Origin of the sequence: Micromonospora sp. HM5-17, from assembly GCF_003762835.1 — a bacterium.
GTDB lineage: Bacteria > Actinomycetota > Actinomycetes > Mycobacteriales > Micromonosporaceae > Plantactinospora.
This window is the reverse complement of sequence record NZ_RJWA01000001.1, coordinates 655,933-675,343: the sequence shown is the minus strand read 5'-3', so window position 1 is coordinate 675,343 and position 19,411 is coordinate 655,933. Positions and strand designations below refer to the sequence as shown.

15 protein-coding genes are annotated in these 19,411 nt (G+C 71.6%); 3 read left to right on the top strand and 12 right to left on the bottom strand.

Annotated features, from left to right (window positions below; genetic code table 11):
- Window positions 1-151 precede the first annotated feature (151 nt).
- Complete coding sequence (locus EF879_RS03060; RefSeq protein ID WP_123554391.1) at window positions 152-781, bottom strand: UbiX family flavin prenyltransferase; 630 nt, start codon at window positions 779-781, stop codon at window positions 152-154.
- A gap of 177 nt (window positions 782-958) precedes the next feature.
- Here EF879_RS03060 and EF879_RS03055 point away from each other — a divergent pair, with 177 nt between their 5' ends.
- On the top strand, window positions 959-1,927 hold the full coding sequence (locus EF879_RS03055; protein WP_123554389.1) for a terpene synthase: 969 nt from the start codon (window positions 959-961) through the stop codon (window positions 1,925-1,927).
- A 71-nt stretch (window positions 1,928-1,998) separates the two neighbouring features.
- On the opposite strand, the gene mqnP is transcribed toward EF879_RS03055, so the two are convergent.
- The 9 genes from mqnP to hemL form a co-directional block, all read right to left on the bottom strand.
- The gene (gene mqnP / locus EF879_RS03050; protein WP_123554387.1) at window positions 1,999-2,901 is read right to left on the bottom strand and encodes a menaquinone biosynthesis prenyltransferase MqnP; all 903 of its coding nucleotides are present in this window, start codon (window positions 2,899-2,901) and stop codon (window positions 1,999-2,001) included.
- The gene (locus EF879_RS03045; protein WP_123554386.1) at window positions 2,898-4,361 is read right to left on the bottom strand and encodes a menaquinone biosynthesis decarboxylase; all 1,464 of its coding nucleotides are present in this window, start codon (window positions 4,359-4,361) and stop codon (window positions 2,898-2,900) included. Before EF879_RS03045 ends, mqnP begins: the two co-directional genes overlap by 4 nt.
- A gap of 116 nt (window positions 4,362-4,477) precedes the next feature.
- Complete coding sequence (locus tag EF879_RS03040; protein ID WP_123554384.1) at window positions 4,478-4,882, bottom strand: hypothetical protein; 405 nt, start codon at window positions 4,880-4,882, stop codon at window positions 4,478-4,480.
- A gap of 193 nt (window positions 4,883-5,075) precedes the next feature.
- Window positions 5,076-6,119 carry a c-type cytochrome biogenesis protein CcsB gene (ccsB, locus tag EF879_RS03035; protein WP_123554382.1) on the bottom strand — a complete coding sequence of 348 codons (1,044 nt, stop codon included), beginning with the start codon at window positions 6,117-6,119 and terminating at the stop codon, window positions 5,076-5,078.
- Window positions 6,119-7,747, bottom strand: coding sequence for a cytochrome c biogenesis protein ResB (locus EF879_RS03030; RefSeq protein WP_123554380.1), 1,629 nt, complete (start codon window positions 7,745-7,747; stop codon window positions 6,119-6,121). The genes ccsB and EF879_RS03030 overlap by 1 nt, the downstream gene beginning before the upstream one ends.
- Window positions 7,747-8,583: a cytochrome c biogenesis CcdA family protein gene (locus EF879_RS03025; RefSeq protein WP_123554379.1), complete on the bottom strand. Its 837-nt coding sequence runs from the start codon at window positions 8,581-8,583 to the stop codon at window positions 7,747-7,749. Before EF879_RS03025 ends, EF879_RS03030 begins: the two co-directional genes overlap by 1 nt.
- Window positions 8,583-9,173 carry a TlpA disulfide reductase family protein gene (locus tag EF879_RS03020; protein ID WP_123554378.1) on the bottom strand — a complete coding sequence of 197 codons (591 nt, stop codon included), beginning with the start codon at window positions 9,171-9,173 and terminating at the stop codon, window positions 8,583-8,585. The genes EF879_RS03025 and EF879_RS03020 overlap by 1 nt, the downstream gene beginning before the upstream one ends.
- A 1-nt stretch (window position 9,174) precedes the next feature.
- On the bottom strand, window positions 9,175-9,822 hold the full coding sequence (locus tag EF879_RS03015; protein ID WP_123554375.1) for a histidine phosphatase family protein: 648 nt from the start codon (window positions 9,820-9,822) through the stop codon (window positions 9,175-9,177).
- Between the two features lie 9 nt (window positions 9,823-9,831).
- Window positions 9,832-11,169 carry a glutamate-1-semialdehyde 2,1-aminomutase gene (hemL, locus tag EF879_RS03010; protein ID WP_123554374.1) on the bottom strand — a complete coding sequence of 446 codons (1,338 nt, stop codon included), beginning with the start codon at window positions 11,167-11,169 and terminating at the stop codon, window positions 9,832-9,834.
- Between the two features lie 270 nt (window positions 11,170-11,439).
- Between hemL and EF879_RS03005 the strand changes: the two genes are divergently transcribed.
- Window positions 11,440-11,775: an STAS domain-containing protein gene (locus EF879_RS03005; protein ID WP_123554372.1), complete on the top strand. Its 336-nt coding sequence runs from the start codon at window positions 11,440-11,442 to the stop codon at window positions 11,773-11,775.
- A gap of 221 nt (window positions 11,776-11,996) precedes the next feature.
- On the opposite strand, the gene EF879_RS03000 is transcribed toward EF879_RS03005, so the two are convergent.
- Both EF879_RS03000 and EF879_RS02995 read right to left on the bottom strand, forming a co-directional pair.
- Window positions 11,997-12,551, bottom strand: coding sequence for a two-component system response regulator (locus tag EF879_RS03000; RefSeq protein WP_123554370.1), 555 nt, complete (start codon window positions 12,549-12,551; stop codon window positions 11,997-11,999).
- Window positions 12,544-16,944 carry a HAMP domain-containing protein gene (locus EF879_RS02995; RefSeq protein ID WP_123554368.1) on the bottom strand — a complete coding sequence of 1,467 codons (4,401 nt, stop codon included), beginning with the start codon at window positions 16,942-16,944 and terminating at the stop codon, window positions 12,544-12,546. Before EF879_RS02995 ends, EF879_RS03000 begins: the two co-directional genes overlap by 8 nt.
- Window positions 16,945-17,317: 373 nt before the next feature.
- Here EF879_RS02995 and EF879_RS02990 point away from each other — a divergent pair, with 373 nt between their 5' ends.
- Window positions 17,318-19,405, top strand: coding sequence for a SpoIIE family protein phosphatase (locus EF879_RS02990; protein ID WP_123554366.1), 2,088 nt, complete (start codon window positions 17,318-17,320; stop codon window positions 19,403-19,405).
- Window positions 19,406-19,411 lie beyond the last annotated feature (6 nt).

Genomic DNA, 19,411 nt, shown 5'->3' with positions numbered 1-19,411 from the left:
GGGTTGACGGCCGGGACAGTCGGTGACGGTCGGGACGGTCAGGAGGCCAGCCGGGACGGGAGCGGCCGGAGCCGCGAGCGACCGAGACCCGACGGTGACGACCGGGAGCCGGCACGACCGCTCGGTCGGTGGACGCGACGACGCGGCCGGCTCAGGATCGCTCGGCGTTCAGTTCCCCGGACCAGCGCCGGAACAGGGTGTGCGGCACGCCCAGCGCGTCCAGGATCTTTCCGGCCACGAAGTCGACCAGCTGGGCCGCGGTGGCGGAGGCGCCGGCACCGTAGAAGCCGGGGCTGGCCGGCAGGACCACCGCCCCGGCGTCGTGCAGCGCGATGAGGTGCTCGAGGTGGCTCCGGGTGACCGGTGTCTCCCTCGGCACCACCACCACGGGACGCCGCTCCTTCAGGTTCACCTCGGCCGCCCGTTGCAGCAGGTCCTTGGAGAGGCCGATCGCGATGCCGGCGCACGCCGCCGTACTCGCCGGCACCACGACCATCCCCTTCACGGGGTACGAGCCACTGCTCGGCCCGGCCGCGAGATCCCCCGCCGGCCAGTACGTCACGTCGGCGTCGACCAGGTCACGGCCGAGCCAGGCGCCGAGGTCGTCCTTCCAGTGCGCGTCCCGGAACGGCCGGCCGGTCTCGTCGAGGATCGTCAGCCGGGCCGCCCGGGAGACGACCAGGTCCACCGCCTCCCCGGCGTCGAGGAGCGCGTTGAGCACCGCCGCCGGGTACGGCGTACCCGAGGCCCCGGAGACTCCGATCACCCACGGCCGTCGCATGCCTCCAGCCTGCCCCAGCCGCCCGCCGGACCACCAACCGGCCCTGGGCGGACGGTGCCCGAAGAGCCGATCATCACCAAGTGCAAAACGCGACAGGCGTAACAGGCGCCCTCGGGTCGACCGAAACTGGAAGCCTACTCAGGTACCTATCGATCGATATCGAGCGAAGGAGTCTGGATGGCCGCGACCCCCTCCTGGGTTGCCGAACTCGCCTGTCCGATCCCCGCGCGCATCTCCCCGCACGCCGACGCGGTGCAGGAGTGGCTGCTCGACTGGGTGGTACGGGTCGCCGGACCCCTCGACCCGGAGGCCCGCAAGCGGCTCGCCAGCAGCCGGACCGCCCGGTACGCCGGCCGGCTGTATCCGGAGGCGACCGAACCCGACCTGCGGGTGCTCGCCGCCCTCTTCCTCTGGTTCTTCCTCCTCGACGACGCCTGCGACGGCACCGGCACCCCGCAGCCCAACCGGGTCGCGGCGCTCTGCGGCGAGGCGCTTCGGCTGCTGCGCGACGAGCCGCCGCCACGTCCCGGGGCGCTCGACGAGCGGCTGCGTCGGATGCTGACCGAGGCCTGGCAGGTCCCACGTCGCCGGATGTCCGCCGCCTGGCGGCGCCGCTTCGTCGACGCGGTCGCGCACCACTTCGACGGCGTGACGACCGAGGCGACCAACAAGGCGACCGGGCAGCCGCCCGACGTCGCCACGTACGTCACCCTGCGCCGGGCCACCTCCGCCGCGTACGTCTCATACGCGCTGATCGAGTTTGCCACCGGGCGTCCCGTACCGGACGCGATCTACCACCACCCGGCGGTCCGCGCCGTCGCCGACACCGCCAACGACCTGCTCTCGTGGTTCAACGACCTGCTCTCGCTGGAGCGGGACGCGGTGACCTCCGGCGGGCACAACCTGGTGTTGGCGGTGGCCCGGGAGGAGGGGATCCCGCGCGACGCGGCGGTCCGGGTGGTCGTCGGCCGCTGGCAGGAGTCGATGACCCGCTTCGTCGAGCTCCGCGAGGCCGTCCCGTCCTTCGGGGGCGGCCACGACGAGGCGCTCGCCCTCTACCTGGACGGGCTGGCGAACTCGGTACGCGGCACCCTGGACTGGTCGCTGGAGAGCGCCCGCTACGCCGGGCTCGCCGCCGCCCGCTGAACCGGATCCGGCGGCGACCCGCGCCCGACCCACCACCCCGGCCGCGGCGGCCGCTCCGGCCAGTACGCCGGTCAGGCGCCCAGGTGGGACCGGACCAGCAGATCGAGCAGGGCGAAGACGAAGAGCACGATCCCGACGAACCCGTTGGCGGTGAAGAACGCCCGGTTGACCCGGGACAGGTCGGTCGGGGTCACCACCACGTGCTGGTACCCGAACGCGAGCGCGGCCAGCGCCAACCCCACCCACCAGAGCCAGCCCAGCCCCACCAGCACCCCGAACCAGATGAACAGCGCGAACACCACCACGTGCGACAGCGTCGAGGCGTGCAGCGCGAACCGCAGGCCGTACCGGGCGGGGACGCTGCGGACCCCGATCCGCCGGTCGATCTCGGCGTCCTGGCAGGCGTAGATCAGGTCGAAGCCGCCGATCCAGAGCCCGACCGCGGCGCCGAGCAGCCAGGCCGGACCGGAGCCGTCGAAGGTCCCGGTCACCGCGAGCCAGGCACCGACCGGGCCGACCGCCTGGGCCAGCGCCAGGATCGCGTGCGGCCAGTCCGTGAACCGCTTGCCGTACGGGTAGATCACCAGCGGCACCGCGGCGAGCGGGGCGAGGACCAGGCAGAGCGGGTTGAGCGCGGCGGCGGCGGCGAGGAAGACGACCAGGGCGACGATCGCGCCGGTCCAGGCCGTCCGGACGCTCACCGCCCCGGTGACCAACTCCCGCCCGGCGGTACGCGGGTTGCGCGCGTCGATGTGCCGGTCGATGATCCGGTTCGCCGCCATCGCGAAGGTACGCGCGCCCACCATGGCGATCGTCACCAGGACCAGATCGGCCCAGCGGATCCTCCCGCCCTCGCGGGCCATCACGGTCAGCGCCGACAGGTACGCGAACGGCAGCGCGAAGACCGAGTGCTCGATCGCCACCAGCCGGAGAAAGGAGCGGACCCGTCCGGGTGCCTCCGCGACCGCGGTCATGAGATGCCGTACTCCTTCCAGCGCTTGTCGACCAGGGCCCGGATCTCGGGCGACATGGTCATCTCCTCCGGCCAGCCGCGGGTGTAGCCCTCGGTGGGGAGCTTACGGGTGGCGTCGATGCCGGCCTTGCCGCCCCAGAACTGCTGGTACGACGCGTGGTCGAGGTGGTCCACCGGGCCCTCGGTGACCAGCAGGTCCCGGGCGTAGTCGACGTTGCCGAACGCCCGCCAGGCGACCTCGGCGTAGTCGTGCACGTCGCAGTCCTCGTCGACCACCACGATCAGCTTGGTCAGCGACATCAGGTGGGCGCCCCAGATCGCGTTCATCACCTTCTGCGCGTGCTTCGGGTAGCGCTTCCGGATCGAGACGATCACACAGTTGTGGAAGACGCCGGCGGCCGGCATGTCGTAGTCGACGATGTCGGGGATCAGCATCCTGAGCAGGGGCAGGAAGATCCGCTCGGTGGCCTTGCCGAGGCCGTGGTCCTCCTGCGGTGGCTTGGACGTGATGATCGAGTGATAGATCGGGTCGCGCTGCATGGTCATCGCCTCGACGTGCAGCACCGGAAAGGGCTCGACCGGCGTGTAGAAGCCGGTGTGGTCGCCGAACGGCCCCTCGGGCAACCGTTCCCCCGGCTCCAGGTACCCCTCCAGCACGATCTGGGCGTGCGCCGGCACCTGGAGCGGCACGGTCAGGCAGTCGACCATCTCCACCCGCTCACCCCGCAGGAAGCCGGCGAACAGGTACTCGTCGATGTCGCTGGGCAGCGGCGCCGAGGCGGCGTAGCACACCACCGGGTCGCAACCGATGGCGATCGCCACCGGGAGCCGCTGGCCGAGCCGTTCCGCCACCGCGTGGTGCGCCGTCGAGTCCTTGTGGATCTGCCAGTGCATCCCGAGCGTGTTGTGCGAGTGCTGTTGCAGCCGGTAGAGCCCGAGGTTGCGCTTGCCGGTCTCGGGGTGCTTGGTGTGGGTCAGCCCGAAGTTGTGGAAGATCCCGCCGTCACCGGGCCAGACCTGCAGGCCGGGGAGCCGGTTCAGGTCCACGTCGTCGCCCCGGTAGACCACCTGCTGGCAGGGGGCGGTCTTGACCTTCTTCGGCGGCAGCGACTTCAGTTGCAGCACCTTGCCCAGGCCCTCGCGGATGCCGGACCAGCCGACCGGGAGTTCCGGCTTGATCAGCGCCCCGATGCGGTCGCCGACCTCGTCGAGCCGGTCGACCCCGAGGGCCATCGCCATCCGGCGCTCGGTGCCGAAGAGGTTGATCGCCACCGGCATCTCGCCCCGGGTGGGCTGCTCGAAGAGCAGCGCGGGGCCGTTCGCCCGGACGGTCCGGGTCACCACCTCGCTGATCTCCAGCGTCGGATCGACCGGCACCGACACCCGGCGTAGTTCGCCCGCGCCCTCCAGCGCGCCGAGGAACGCTCGGAGGTCGTCGTACGGGAAGCCACGCGCTGCCATGGCGGTAAGTCTGGCGCACCGTCCGGCGTACCGCCCGACCCGGGTCCCCTCCGGGTGGCCCGATCCGATCCCGGCCGGGACGCAGCCCGGCACCGACGCGCGGGGCGGTGATGCCGCTACAGCAGACCGATGCCGAGCAGCAGCGTGGCCGCGGTCAGGCTGGCCCCACCGAGCACGGTGAGCCAGATCAGCCTGTTGGGCCGGGTGTCGGCGGGACGGACGACCGAGAGGAAGAAGCCGAGGGGCATCAGGATCGGCGCGGCGACGAGGAGGACCCGGATCAGCGTCGCCGTGCCGGTGCCGTACCCGGCGTGGTCGAGGTAGAGCAGGGCGACGAGGGCGAAGAGCACCAGGATCCCGGCGTGGGCGTGTCCGGCGGTCCACAGGGCCCGCCGGACCGGGTTGTCGAGGTAGCCGGGTATCCGGCGGACGAGGTGCGTCAGCAGGGACAGGCCGCCGAACGCGATCGTCGAAACGGTGATCAGCAGGATGCCGGCGGTGGTCTGGGTGGCGGACGACATGCGGGCTCCCAGGTGGTTCGACGATGACTTGACACTGTCAAGATGTCCCCAGACGAGGGATCTTGTCAATAGCTAGATTCCGCCACTCCCGGCCGAGATCGCGGTGCCGGTGAACCCGTCGAGCACACGGCGCGCCCGACGGCGAGTCAGCAGCCGTCGGGCGCGGTGCAGGAACCTCGACGCGGATGTCCCGTCAGTCGAGGCCGCCGTACGCGTGCAGGCCCTCGAAGAAGATGTTCACGCCGTACAGGTTCATCTGCATGGTCAGGAAGCCGACCACGGCGATCCAGGTCGCCACCGGCCGCTTCACGCTCGGGGTGGCCCGGGCGTGCAGGTAGCCGGCGTAAACCACCCAGGAGATGAACGCCCAGGTCTCCTTCGGGTCCCAACCCCAGTACCGACCCCAGGCCGCCTCGGCCCAGACCGCGCCGGCCATCACCGCGAAGGTCCAGATCGGGAAGGCGAAGGCGTGCAGCCGGAAGGTCAGCCGCTCCAGGGTGGCGGCGGCCGGCACCCGAGCCCCCAGGGTGTACGGGAAGCTGCGCTTGCCCCGGTCGTACCCGTCGCGGATCAGGTACATCACCGCCGGTACGGCGCCGAGCAGCAGCAGCCCCGAGGAGAGCGCCGCGGCCGAGACGTGGACGATGAACCAGTACGAGTTGAGCGCCGGCAGCAGCGGCACGATCGGCACGTAGAGCACCAGGCCCGCGACGGCGAGCAGGAGCACCATGGCGAGGGCGACGAAGAGCCCGAGATGCCGGATCGACGTGCGCCGGGAGACCAGCCAGAGCCAGCCGACGCTGCCGACGAAGGTCACCGCCAAGACGTACTCGTACATGTTGCCCCACGGCATCCGCTCGGCGGCGATCCCGCGGGTGACCAGGACGGCGAGGTGGACCGCGGCGGCGATCGCGAAGAGCCCGACGGCCACCCCCCCGGCGAGCGCCGCCTTCGAGGCCGATTCGCCGCCGCCGGCCGCGGGCCGCGGCGTGGCGTCGCCGTCCGGTCGCTCGGCGGCACCGTCCGACAGCGTGGGCTCGACCTCGGCCGCCGGCCCGTCGAGCACCGGACCGGCGGCGGCTCCGGCACCGACCAGCGCCAGCTCACGCTCCGGCCGGACCGCCGCCCGGCCGACCAGGCTCCGGGTGCCGAACGCGTACTCGGCGGCGTGGCAGATCATCGCCAGCAGGTAGCCCAGGATCGCGACCACCAGAAGCTGGTCGGAGAGCGCAGCCATCAGTCGGTCTCCTCTTCCGTCACCGTCCCGCCACGCCGAGCCGCGGCAACGAGCTGGTCGAACTCCTCGGCAAAGCCGGAGTAGTCGGTACGGGGCAACCCGCCGACCTCCACCAAACTACTACGACTCGTCGTGGACGTGTCGGCGGGGGCGGGAACCACCCGGAACCACACCCGACGGCGCCGGACGAACAGCGCCGGGGTCAGCCCGACGAGCAGCAGTGCCGCGCTGGCCAACACGATCTTCTCGCCGGGGTCGTACCGGACCGAGAGGGTGATGTACTCCCGGGTGCCGAGGAACTCCAGCCTCGTACCGTCGTCGAGGGTCCACGTCTCGCCCGGCCGCAGCAGCTTCCCGTCACCGATCTCCTTGAGCCGGCCGTTGGCCACCTGGCGCTGGTCGATGGAGTAGACCGACCCGGGGATCCCCGCGTCCATCCCGAGGTTGCCCCGGTACGCCCGCAGGAACAGCCCGGGTGCCCGCTCCGCCGGGTACACCGAACGGACCGCCGGCCCGTCCTCCGGCGTGGTCGGGAAGTAGAGGCCCTCGAACGCGACCTGGAGGTTCGGGTCACGCCTGCCGGTGGCCGGGTCGACGTTGACGTCCGGGAAGAAGGCCGCGCCCTCGCTGGTCAGGTTGCCATCGATGCTGAGGAACGCCTGCTCGCTGACCAGCGACTTCCCGTAGCGGTCGGTGTAGCGCAGGATCGGCGCGTAGCCGTGCCCGAGCAGGTAGACGTTCGCCCCGTCCAGTCGCAGCGGATCGTTCACCGAGAAGCTCGCCGCGTACGGCGTCCGCCCCCACGGCTCGACCCGGACGTGGGCCCGGAACGACTCCGGCTGCCCGGAGGGGAGGAACGTCGCGTCGAAGTCGGTCAGTTCCAGGCAGAACCGCGGCAGGTCGCCGTCGTCGACCCGCTGACCGAGCTTCGACTCGCTGAACTGCTGCACCGTGTTGCAGAACGCGTGGTCCGGCCCGGCGATGAGCAACCGGTTGCCGTGCCAGCCGTACCAGGAGCCGAGGGCGACCCCGAAGAGCACCGCGACCAGCGAGAAGTGGAAGAGCAGGTTGCCGGTCTCCTTGAGGTAGCCCTTCTCCGCCGCCACCTCGCCGTCCCGGACCACCACCCGCCAGCGCCGCCTCCGCAGCATCGCCGCGATCGCGCTCAGGTCGCCGTCGTGGTCGGAGAGCACCGCGTGCCGGGGCAGCCGGTCCAACCGCTTCGGCGCCGCCGGCGGTACGGCACGCAGCGCCCGGACGTGGTCGCGCAGCCGCGGCACGATGCAGCCGACCAGCGAGGTGAAGAGGAGGACGTAGATCGCCGAGAACCACGGCGAGGCGTACACGTCGAAGCCGCCGAGCCGGTCCAGGATCGGGAAGAGATCCGGGTGCTCCCGCTGGAAGTCGCCGACCTTCTCGATGTTGACGTTGCGCTGCGGCAGCAGCGACCCCGGAATCGCGGCGAGGGCGAGCAGGAAGAGCAGGATCAGCGCGGTACGCATGCTGGTGAGCTGCCGCCAGGAGTTACGCAGCAGGGCCAGCGGTGCGGGCGTACGGCGTACCGGCCGGGTCGGCTCGTCGACCTCCCGGGGCGGACCGGTGGCGGCCCGGTCGTCAAGCTTCGCCATCAGATACTCACCTCGCCCACCCCGACGGTGGTCTGGAGCCAGATGACCACCTGTTGCCAGCCACCGGTGACCAGGGCGAGCCCGATCACGATCAGCAGGGCGCCGCCGACCCGGGTCACCCATCGGCTGTTGCGACGGACCGTCCGGAAGAGCCCGAGCAACCGGTGGAAGCCGAGCCCGAAGACGACGAAGGGCAGCCCCAGGCCGAGGCAGTACGCGACGGCGAGCACCGCCGCCCGGTCGGCTTGCCCGCTCGCCGTACCCATGCCGAGGACCGCGCCCAGGGTCGGGCCGACGCAGGGCACCCAGGAGAGCGCGAAGACGGCCCCGAAGACCGGGGCGCCGAGCAGGCCGGCGGCCGGTAGCCGCTGGATCCGGAACTCGCGCTGCATCCCCGGGATCAGCCCGAGATAGGCGAGGCCGAGCAGGACGATCACCGCGCCGATGACGATCTCCAGTGGCCGCTTCTGCGCGAAGAGCGCCTGGCCGAGCGCGGTGACCAGCACGGCGGTGAGGGTGAAGACGGCGGTGAAGCCGGCGATGAACAGCAGCGTGCCGGCGAGAACCCGGCCCCAGATGACCGGCCGGGCCACCACCGCCACGCCGCCGGTGCCCCCACCCGGGCCGCCGGCCGGGGCCGCCCCGGAGGAGACCCGCCCGGCCGCGCCACGCCGCTCCAGGTCGCTGCCGGCCAGCCCGGTGACGTACGACAGATAGCCGGGGACCAGCGGCAGGACGCACGGGGAGAGGAAGCTCACCAGACCGGCGAGCGCCGCCGCGCCGATCGCCAGAAGCAGCGGACCGTTCCGGGCAAGGTCGGCGAAGGTCTCCCCCATCAGTCCGCCCCGCCCGGTGCCGGCTGCTCCGCCGCGATCCGGCTGACGATCGGCTGCAGTGTCTCCTGCTTCGTCGAGCCCCGGATCACCACCGCGATCCGGTTCTCCCGGTCCAGCACGATGGTGGCCGGGATCGAGTTCGGCGGCACCTCGAAGGCGAGCGCCAGCCGGCTCGGAGGATCGAAGAGGCTCGGGTAGCTGACCTTGAACGCCTCCTCGAAGGCCCGGGCCTTGTCCCGGCCGTCCTGGATGTTGATGCCGAGGAACCGGACGCCCTGGTCCTTCGTCGCCTGGTACGTCGCCTCCAGGTCATCCGCCTCCGCCCGACAGGGCGCGCACCAGGAGCCCCAGAAGTTCACCACCACCACCTGGCCGCGTTCCCGGGCCAGGTCGTAGCTCTCGCCGGTGAGCAGCTCACCGGCGATGGCCGGCGCCGGCGGGCGGTGTTCCGGCGCGCACTCGATCACGCCGTTCGTGGTGGTGCAGTCGTCCTGCCAGTCCCGTCCGCCGTCGCCCGAGCAGCCGGCCAGGGCCAGCGTCGCGGCGGCGACGAGCAGGACACCGAGGCCGGCACGCCAGGAGGGGCTCATCTCAGGCCCCCTTGGCCGTCCGGGCGCTCGGCGACATCGCCACCAGATGCGCCGCCGGCTCGCTGTAGCCGATCCCGACGACCTTGGCACCTTCGAAGTGGAAGGAGGTCAGGCTCGCCAACCCGCACTGCCGCTTGCGCGGGTCGTGCCAGAGCCGCTTGCGTTCGACGTACCGGCGCAGCGTCCAGATCGGCAGCTGGTGTGAGACGCAGACCGCCTCCCGCCCCTCGGCCGCCATCCGGGCGGCGTGCAGCGCCGCGAACATCCGCTCGGCGATCGACCGGTACGCCTCACCCCAGGACGGGGTGATGGGGTCCCGCAGCACCCACCAGTTGCGCGGGTCCCGGAACGAGCCGTCGCCCGGCGAGACCCGCTTGCCCTCGAACCAGTTCGTGCTCTCGATCAGCCGCTCGTCGACCGCGACCGGGAGCCCGAACTGGGCGGCGATCGGCTCGGCGGTCTGCTGGGCGCGCTCCAGCGGGCTCGCCACCACGTGCACGATGTCGCGGTCGGCGAGCGCCTGCGCGGCCGCCTTCGCCATCTGGACGCCCAGCTCGGAGAGGCGGAAGCCGGGGAGCCGGCCATAGAGGATCTTGTCCGGGTTGTACACCTCGCCGTGCCGGACCACGTGCACCACGGTCTTGCTCATGCCGGCCCTCTACCCCCCGTGCCCCGCCGCCGCGGCAGCCCGCGCCGCGGCCGGTAGCGCCGCCGCGTACTGCTCCAGGGCGGCATCGTCCCACGCCGTCGACACGAACCACGCCTCGAACGCGCTGGGCGGCAGGTAGACCCCGCCGGCCAGCATCGCGTGGAAGAACGCCTTGAATGCGGCGACATCCTGACCGCGCGCGGTCGCGTAGTCCACCACCTCCGCGTCGGTGAAGAAGATCGAGAACATGTTGCCGGCGTACGAGAGCCGGTGCGGCACCCCGGCGGCGGTCAGCGCCTCGCTGGCCAGTCGGCCCACCGTGGCCGCGGTCTCGTCGAGCCGCCGGTACACCGCGTCGTCCGCCAGGCGCAGCGTGGTCAGCCCGGCGGCGCAGGCGAGCGGGTTCCCCGACAGCGTCCCCGCCTGGTAGACCGGGCCGGCCGGCGCGAGCCGCGCCATGATCTCGGCCCGGCCGCCGAACGCCGCGGCGGGGAGCCCGCCGCCCATCACCTTGCCGAAGGTGAAGAGATCGGCCTCGACCGGGTCGAGCCCGGCCCAGCCGCTCCGGGAGACCCGGAAACCGGTCATCACCTCGTCGACGATCAGCAGCGCGCCGTGCGCGTGGGCGATCCGGGCCAGCGCGGCGTTGAAGCCGTCCCGTGGCGCCACCACACCCATGTTGCCGGGCGCGGCCTCGGTGATGATCGCGGCGATCTCCGGCCCGGCGGCGGCAAACGCCGCCTCGACCGCGGCCACGTCGTTGTACGGCAGCACGATCGTCTCGCCGGCGGCCGCGCCGGTGACCCCGGGCGAATCGGGCAGGGCGAGGGTGGCGACCCCGGAACCGGCCGAGGCGAGCAGGGCGTCGACGTGGCCGTGGTAGCAGCCGGCGAACTTGACGATCTTGCTACGCCCGGTGTAGCCGCGGGCGAGTCGGATCGCCGACATCGTCGCTTCGGTGCCGGAGTTGACCAGGCGGACCTGTTCCACCGAGGTTCGGGCGACGATCTCGGCGGCCAGCTCGACCTCGCCCTCGGTGGGGGTGCCGAAGCTGGTGCCGAGGGCGGCGGCGGCCTGCACCGCCGCGACCACCTCGGGATGGGCGTGCCCGAGGATCAGCGGGCCCCACGAGCAAACCAGGTCGACGTAGCGCCGGCCGTCGGCGTCGAAGAGCCAGGGGCCGCTGCCCCGGACCATGAACCGGGGGGTGCCGCCGACGGCGCGAAAGGCGCGGACAGGCGAATTGACCCCGCCCGGCACGAGGGCGCGGGCGCGGTCGAACAGGGCCTGGGAGGCCGGGGCGTCGGCCGGATAGCGGCCGGAGCCGGCGGGGTACGTCTCGCTCACGGTGCCGCCATTCTGTCAGCGCCACCTGACCGGTCGGCAGCCACCCCTGGACCGGTCGCCCTGGTCACTCCGGCGGAGCCGGCCGGGGCGTGACCCGGCTCGCGAGCCGGGCTCGCCGGGGTGGCGGTGGGGGCCGGGTCGATCCGCGTACGGACGTTCCGGCACCCGACACCGACTCGTCCGGCCCGCCTGCCAGAACGGGCCGTAGCGGCCACGTCGACTCCACGTCACCGACAGGCCGGTTCGGCTAGATCGCGATAGGCTGATCGGGTGACTCGTGCGGAGCTGACCATCGCGGTCGAGCGAAACGCCGACGAGGTGACCCTCCGCCTCACCGGCGAGATCGACATGCTGACCGCTGGCAAGCTGTCCAGCATCGTCAACGAGGTGCTCACCGGTGCACCGTCCCGAATCGTTCTCGACCTGGCCGACGTCACCTTCTGTGACTCGCAGGGGCTCGGCACCCTGGTGGTGCTGAGCCGCAAGGCGAGTCACGCCCAGAGCCTGCTGGTGCTGACCAACGTCGGCGACTTCCTGCTCCGGGTACTCGACATCACCGGGCTCCGCTCCGCCCTGATGATTAGGAACGAGCAGCGCGCGAGCTGACCGCCACGGTCGCCGGGCCGACGCTCGCAGCCCGACCAGGTCGGGTTGGGGCCGGATCGCCCGCGACGAGATCAAGCCTGACCGCCCAGAGCGGGTGATCCGGCCCCAACCTCCACCCCGCTCCGGGCACTCCGACCCCGTCCCACCAGCACCACGACGGGAGCGCGGTCACCCCCACCCCGGTCCGGGCCGGCGACGACCGCCCCGACGTACCCGGCCCGTCAGGCCGCGGCGCCCCACCGCGCCTGCTCCAGCACCTGCACCGCGCGGTGCCGGGCCGCCGGATCGTCCGACCGCAGCAGCGTCACCGCCTCGTCGACCGCCTCGGTCAGCCCCCGCCACTGGGCGTCCCGCTCCCGGACCAGCGCGGACTGCGCCGCGAGCTGTCGGGTCTTCACCCACAGGTCGACAAAGACCGATACCTTCGCCCGCAACACCCATGGGTCGAAGGGCTTCGTCAGGTAGTCGACGGCGCCAACCGCGTACCCCCGGAGCGCGAGCTGGGCGTCTCGGTCGGCGGCGGTGAGGAAGATGATCGGCACGTGCCGGGTACGCTCCCGCCGCTTGATGTGGCTGGCGGTCTCGAAGCCGTCCATCTCGGGCATCTGGGCATCCAGCAGGATGACGGCGAAGTCCTCCACCAGCAGCTGCTTGAGCGCGGCCTCCCCGCTCTCCACCGTCACCGGCTGGACCGGCAGGCCCTGAAGGATCGCCTCGAGCGCCATGAGATTCTCCCGCCGGTCATCGACCAGCAGGGCCTTGGCCACCTCACTCACTGCGCGTCCCCCCGTCGCCCCCATCCACGGTCCGGCCCTCCCCGTGGACCCAGGCCGCCATCAACTCGATCAGCTCGTCCAGGTCGACCGGCTTGGTGATGTAGTCGCTCGCCCCGGCGGCCAGCGCCGACTCCCGGTCTCCGGGCATCGCCTTGGCGGTCAGGAACACCACCGGCAGGTCGGTGAACCGGTGGTTGCGGCGGATCGCCCGGGTCGTCTCGTACCCGTCCTGGTCGGGCATCATCGCGTCCATCAGCACGATGTCCACCTCCGGATGCTCCGCCAACAGCCGTACCCCGTCGACCCCGTTGTCCGAGTAGAGCACGGTCATGCCGTGCAGTTCCAACGCGCTGGTCAGCGCGAAGACGTTGCGGACGTCGTCATCGACGATCAGGACGGTGGCGCCGTCGAGCTGCCGGGCCGCCGCCGAGACCTGACGGTCGGGCTCGGTGGGGATCCGCAGCATCGGCGGAGCCGCGTTACCCCGGCCGGCCGGCAGCGGTGCCGGCGTCGGGTTGACCATCGTGTCCAGCGCCAGAACGTCCGGGACGAACAGGGTGAACGTCGAGCCCTGGCCGGGCGCGGACGAGACGGTGATGGTGCCGCCGATCAGGCGGGCCAGGTCCCGGCTGATCGACAGCCCGAGCCCGGTGCCGCCGTACCGCCGGCTGGTGGTCCCGTCGGCCTGCTGGAACGCCTCGAAGATCAGCCCGAGCTTGTCGTCGGAGATCCCGATCCCGGTGTCGATGACGGTGAACGCCACCACCTGCCGGGCGGCGGCCAGCGCCGGTACGTCGGCGAACGCGCCCTCGGGCGCCGAGGCCGGGCCGATCCGCAGCGTCACCGCGCCGTTGTCGGTGAACTTGACCGCGTTGGAGAGCAGGTTCCGCAGGATCTGCTGGAGGCGCTGGGGGTCGGTGATCAGGGTCGGCGGTAGGTCCTTGGAGATGCGGACCTGGAAGTCCAGGCCCTTCTCCTCCGCCTGCGGCGCGAACGCCTGCTCCACGTAGCTGCGGATCTCGGAAAACCGCACCTCGGCCGGGGAGACGTCCATGCGACCCGCCTCGATCTTCGACAGGTCGAGGATGTCGTCGATCAGCGCGAGCAGGTCGGAGCCGGCGCTGTAGATGGTCCGGGCAAACTCGATCTGCTTCTCGGTGAGGTTCTGCTCCGAGTTGTCGGCGAGCAGCCGGGCCAGCAGCAGCAGCGAGTTGAGCGGCGTACGCAGCTCGTGGCTCATGTTCGCCAGGAACTCGGACTTGTACGCCGAGGCCCGGGCCAACTGCTGTGCCTTGTCCTCCAGGCCGATCCGGGCCAGCTCGATCTCCCGGTTCTTGATCTCGATGTTGCCCTTCTGCTCCGACAGCAGCTTCGCCTTCTCCTCCAGTTCGGCGTTGGTGCGCTGCAGTTCGGCGGACTGTTCCTGCAGCTCGTGGGCGAGCCGCTGGGACTGGGCGAGGAGTTCCTCGGTCCGCCGGTTGGCCTGGATGGTGTTCAGCGCGATGCCGATGGTGGAGACCAGCCGCTCCAGGAACGACAGGTGCAGGTCGGAGAAGGGCGAGACGCTGGCGAACTCGATCACGCCGAGAAGTTCGCCCTCGAAGAGGATCGGCAGGACCACGAGGTCGGCCGGGGGTGTGGCGGCCAGTCCGGAGCGGATGACCAGGTTGCCGTCCCGGGGTGCGCCCACCCGGATCGTCCGCCGGCTCAGGGCCACCTGCCCGACCAGCCCCTCGCCGGGTCCGAAGGTGACGTCGTGGTTGCGCGCGACGTAGCCGTACGACGCGGAGAGCCGGAGCCGCATCGCGGCCTCGTCGCTCGTGTCGGCGAGGAAGAAGGCGCCGAGCTGGGCGTCGACCAACGGGGTGACCTCGGTCATGATCATCCGGCAGACCTCGCCGGGGTCCCGCTGCCCCTGGAGCAGACCGCCGATCCGGGCGAGGTTCGAGTCGAGCCAGCCCTGCTCGGCGTTCTTCTTGGTCGTCTCGCGCAGCGTGACGATCATCTGGTTGATGTTGTCCTTCAGCTCGGCGATCTCGCCCTCGGCGTCGACGGTGATCTTCTGGGTCAGGTCGCCCCGGGTGACCGCCGTGGAGACCTGGGCGATCGCCCGAAGCTGGGTGGTGAGGGTGGAGGCGAGCTGGTTGACGTTCTCGGTGAGGTCGCGCCAGGTCCCGGAGACCCCCTTCACCTCGGCCTGACCACCCAGCTTGCCCTCGATGCCGACCTCCCGGGCCACCCGGGTCACCTCGTCCGCGAACGACGACAGCTGATCCACCATCGTGTTCACGGTGTCCTTGAGCTCGGCGATCTCGCCCTGCGCGTCAACGGTGATCTTCTGCGACAGATCACCCTTCGCCACCGCCGTGGTGACCTGGGCAATGTTGCGGACCTGGGCGGTCAGGTTCGACGCCATCGAGTTCACGTTGTCGGTCAGCGCCCGCCAGGTCCCGGAGACCCCCTTCACCTCAGCCTGACCACCCAGCTTGCCCTCGGTCCCCACCTCCCGGGCCACCCGGGTCACCTCGTCCGCGAACGACGACAGCTGATCCACCATCGTGTTCACGGTGTCCTTCAGCTCGGCGATCTCACCCTGGGCCGCCACCGTGATCTTCTGCGACAGATCACCCTTCGCCACCGCCGTCGAGACCTGAGCGATGTTCCGCACCTGCGCCGTCAGGTTCGACGCCATCGAGTTCACGTTGTCGGTCAGATCCCGCCACGTACCGGCCACGCCTCGGACCTGGGCCTGGCCGCCCAGCTTGCCCTCGGTCCCCACCTCCCGGGCCACCCGGGTCACCTCGTCCGCGAACGACGACAGCTGATCCACCATCGTGTTCACGGTGTTCTTCAGCTCCAGAATCTCGCCCCGGGCGTCGACAGTGATCTTCTGCGACAGATCACCCTTCGCCACCGCCGTGGTGACCTGGGCAATGTTGCGGACCTGGGCGGTCAGGTTCGACGCCATCGAGTTCACGTTGTCGGTCAGTGCCCGCCAGGTCCCGGAGACCCCCTTCACCTCGGCCTGACCACCCAGCTTGCCCTCGGTCCCCACCTCCCGGGCCACCCGGGTCACCTCGTCCGCGAACGACGACAGCTGATCCACCATCGTGTTCACGGTGTTCTTCAGCTCCAGAATCTCGCCCCGGGCGTCGACAGTGATCTTCTGCGACAGGTCGCCCCGGGCCACCGCCGTCGAGACCTGGGAGATGTTCCGCACCTGTGAGGTGAGGTTGCCGGCGAGCTGGTTGACGTTCTCGGTCAGCGCCCGCCAGGTGCCGGAGACACCACGAACCTGGGCCTGGCCACCGAGCTTGCCCTCGATGCCGACCTCCCGGGCCACCCGGGTCACCTCGTCCGCGAACGACGACAGCTGATCCACCATCGTGTTCACGGTGTCCTTCAGCTCGGCGATCTCACCCTGGGCCGCCACCGTGATCTTCTGCGACAGATCGCCCTTCGCCACCGCCGTCGAGACCTGAGCGATGTTCCGCACCTGCGCCGTCAGGTTCGACGCCATCGAGTTGACGCTGTCGGTGAGGTCCTTCCAGGTGCCCGCGACGTTCGGCACCTCGGCCTGGCCGCCCAGCTTGCCCTCGGTCCCCACCTCCCGGGCCACCCGGGTCACCTGCTCGGCGAAGAGTCGCAGCGTGTCGGTCAGGCCGTTGATCGTGTGGGCCAGCTCCGCGACCTCGCCCTTGGCGGAGACGGTGATCTTCTGCGACAGGTCGCCCCGGGCCACCGCGGTCGCCACCTGGGAGATCGACCGGACCTGGTGGGTCAGGTTGGAGGCCATGGTGTTGACCGAGTCGGTGAGGTCCTTCCAGGTGCCGGCGACGCCGCGGACGTCCGCCTGGCCGCCCAGCTTGCCCTCGGTCCCCACCTCGCGGGCCACCCGGGTCACCTCGTCCGCGAACGACGAGAGCTGGTCGACCATGGTGTTCACGGTGCGCCCGATCCGGAGGAACTCGCCGCGCAGTGGCCGGCCGTCCATTTCCAGCGCCATGTGCTGGGAGAGGTCGCCCTCGGCGACGGCGACGATGACCCGGGCGATCTCGGTGGTCGGCCGGCCGAGGTCGTCGATGAGGGAGTTGACCGCCCGGTAGCTCTCCGCCCAGGCGCCCTCCAGCCCCTCCTCCTCCAGCCGCTCGGTGAGCCGACCGTCCCGGCCGACGATCCGGCTGATCCGGCGGAGATCGAGATGCTGCCGTTCCTGCAACGACACGACCTCGTTGAAGGCGTCGGCGACCTCGCCCGCCGCACCGATCCGGCGCGGCAGCCGTACCTTGAGGTCACCACGGCGGACCCGCCGCAGCGCGTCCGCAAGTTCGCTGAGCAGCGCCGCGTCCTCGGCGGGCCGCTGCTCGGCCGACAGGTGATTCGCCGTGGTCATCGTCCCTCGCTCGGATGTGGTGGCAGGCGGGCGGCCCGGGCGACCCCGCGCCCACCAGGTGGTCCCGGCCGCGTCGCCAGGGCGCCCGCGGTTCCCGCCCCGGCGCGACACCTCATCATGGTGCCTTTCACCCGGAAACTGCCACCCCTCGCCGCAGCCCGCTCATCGATGCCAACCTGCGGAAGGACCACGGCAGGACCACGGCAGGACCGCGGCAGGACCGCGACGGAAACCGACATCATGCGCGAGTCAGGCAGACTTCGACTCGGAGAGGAGGGATCTCGCCGGCCCGCGCCGCAACCGGGCCAGATAGTCGTGTCGCCCGGATAGTGTTACTTGGATCTCGAATTTGAGGCGGTGGAGGAGTCAGAGGGTGTCGACGGCGACGGACGGGGCGGTGCCGGGCAGGGCCGACGGGCAGGTACGCCGGGTCCGTCTCCCGGCCGACCGGCGCACCCCCGCAGCCGCCCGCGCCCTGGTCCGGTCGGTGTTGACCGAGGTGGGGCTGGAAGAACTCCTCAACGAGGCGTTGCTGCTCACCACCGAGCTCTCCACCAACGCCATCGAGCACGCCCGTACCGAACTGGACATCGAGGTCGTGGCCGACCGCTCCGGCCTCACCGTCACCGTCTCCGACTTCGCGGCCGGGCCGATCGACGACGTGACCGCCCGCCCCCGCAACGACCTGACCGACATCTCGCAGGTCTCGGAACGCGGCCGCGGCCTGCTCCTCGTCGACCACTTCGCCAGTCGCTGGGGCACCACCCACCAGGCCACCGGCAAGGGTGTCTGGTTCCGGCTGGACCGCAAGGGGCACGCCCGGGGCGACAACCGGCCGGACGACCCGGTGCCACCCGGGGTCCCGAGCGCCGGCTCCGCCAGCTCCCCAGGGCCGGCCCCCTCCGCGCCGACCGCCGGCGCGATGAGCGCGTTGATGCAGACCTCCCCGGACCCGTACGCCGACGACCCGCTCCCCACCTTCGCCGCCGACCTCCTGGTGCGGGTCGGGGACATGGTGGGCGCGGCCGGCGGCGCGATCCGGCTCGACCGGGGCGACGGGGCGGGCTGGCAGCTCCTCGCCCGGTACGGCCGGCAGCCCCGCCCCGGCGACGAACTGCTCCGGGTGCCGCTGACCGTGCACCGGCCGTACGCGGGGGAACTCGAACTGGACGCTGCCCCCTCCGGGTACGCCCGTCCGCTCGCCGCGCTGGTCGCCGAACGCCTCTCCCTGCACCTGGAGAACGACCGGCTGCGCCGGGCCGACATCCGTCGCCAGACCTGGCTCACCTTCCTCGCCGAGGCGAGCGAGCTGCTCGCCCAGTCGCTCGACGTCGACCTGACCATGGCGCTGATCCCCCAGCTCGTGGTCCCCCGGCTCGGCCAGTGGTGCGCGGTGCACACCATCGACGAGTGGGGGCGGCTGCGGCTGGCGGCCGCGATCCACGCCGACGAGACGATGCTGCCCGAGCTGCACAAGATGCTCCGGGAGGAGGGACCCGACTCGGTGCAGGCCCGGTTGCGCGAGGCGGGCCGCGGCCCGGGCCAGGTGCCGATCGGGGCGCCGCTGGATGGCATCGCCGTACCCCTGATCGCCCGGGGGCAGCGGCTCGGCACCCTCTCGGTCGGCCGTCACCAGCGGCACCGGCACGACCCCGACGAGATCGCCGTGCTGGAGGACGTGGCCCGCCGCTCCGCGCTGGCGATCGAGAACGCCCGGATCCACGACGAGCGGCGCAAGGTCGCCCAGACTCTCCAGCAGTCGCTGTTGCCACCGGTCCTCCCGGTCGTCGACGGCATCGGCCTCGGCGCCGAGTACGTCCCGACCGGCGACGCCGCGGACGTTGGCGGCGACTTCTACGACGTCGTGCCGCTGGCTGACGACCGCTGGCTGGTGGTGATCGGCGACGTCTCCGGCAAGGGCGTGCAGGCGGCGGCCGTGACCGGCCTGGTCCGGGACGTGATCCGGGTGCTGGTCGGCGATGGCCGGCCGCTGCCGGACGCGCTGACCCGGCTCAACGAGACGCTGGTCGAACGGGGCCATGGCCGGTACTGCACGCTGGCGCTCGCCGCCGTGCAGCGCGACCCGAGTGGACACTTGCACGTCACGCTGCACCTGGCCGGGCACGACCGGCCGCTGCTGCTCCGCAGCGACGGGCGCGCCTCGTTCGTCGGCACCGGCGGTACGGCGCTCGGCCTGCTCGACTCGGTCACCTCCCCGGCGACGGAGCTGCGGTTGGATCCGGGTGACGCGCTGATCTTCTTCACCGACGGGGTCACCGAGCGGCGGCGCGGCCGGGAACTCTTCGGCCTCGACCGGCTCCGGGCCGCGGCGGTTCCGCTGGCCGGCTACTCGGCCGAGGTGGTGGCGGCGCGTCTTCGGTCGGCGGTGATCGGCTTCTCCGTCGAGTCGCCGCGGGACGACATCGCGATCCTGGTGCTCCGCAACGACACGGCCGGCTGAGCCGGA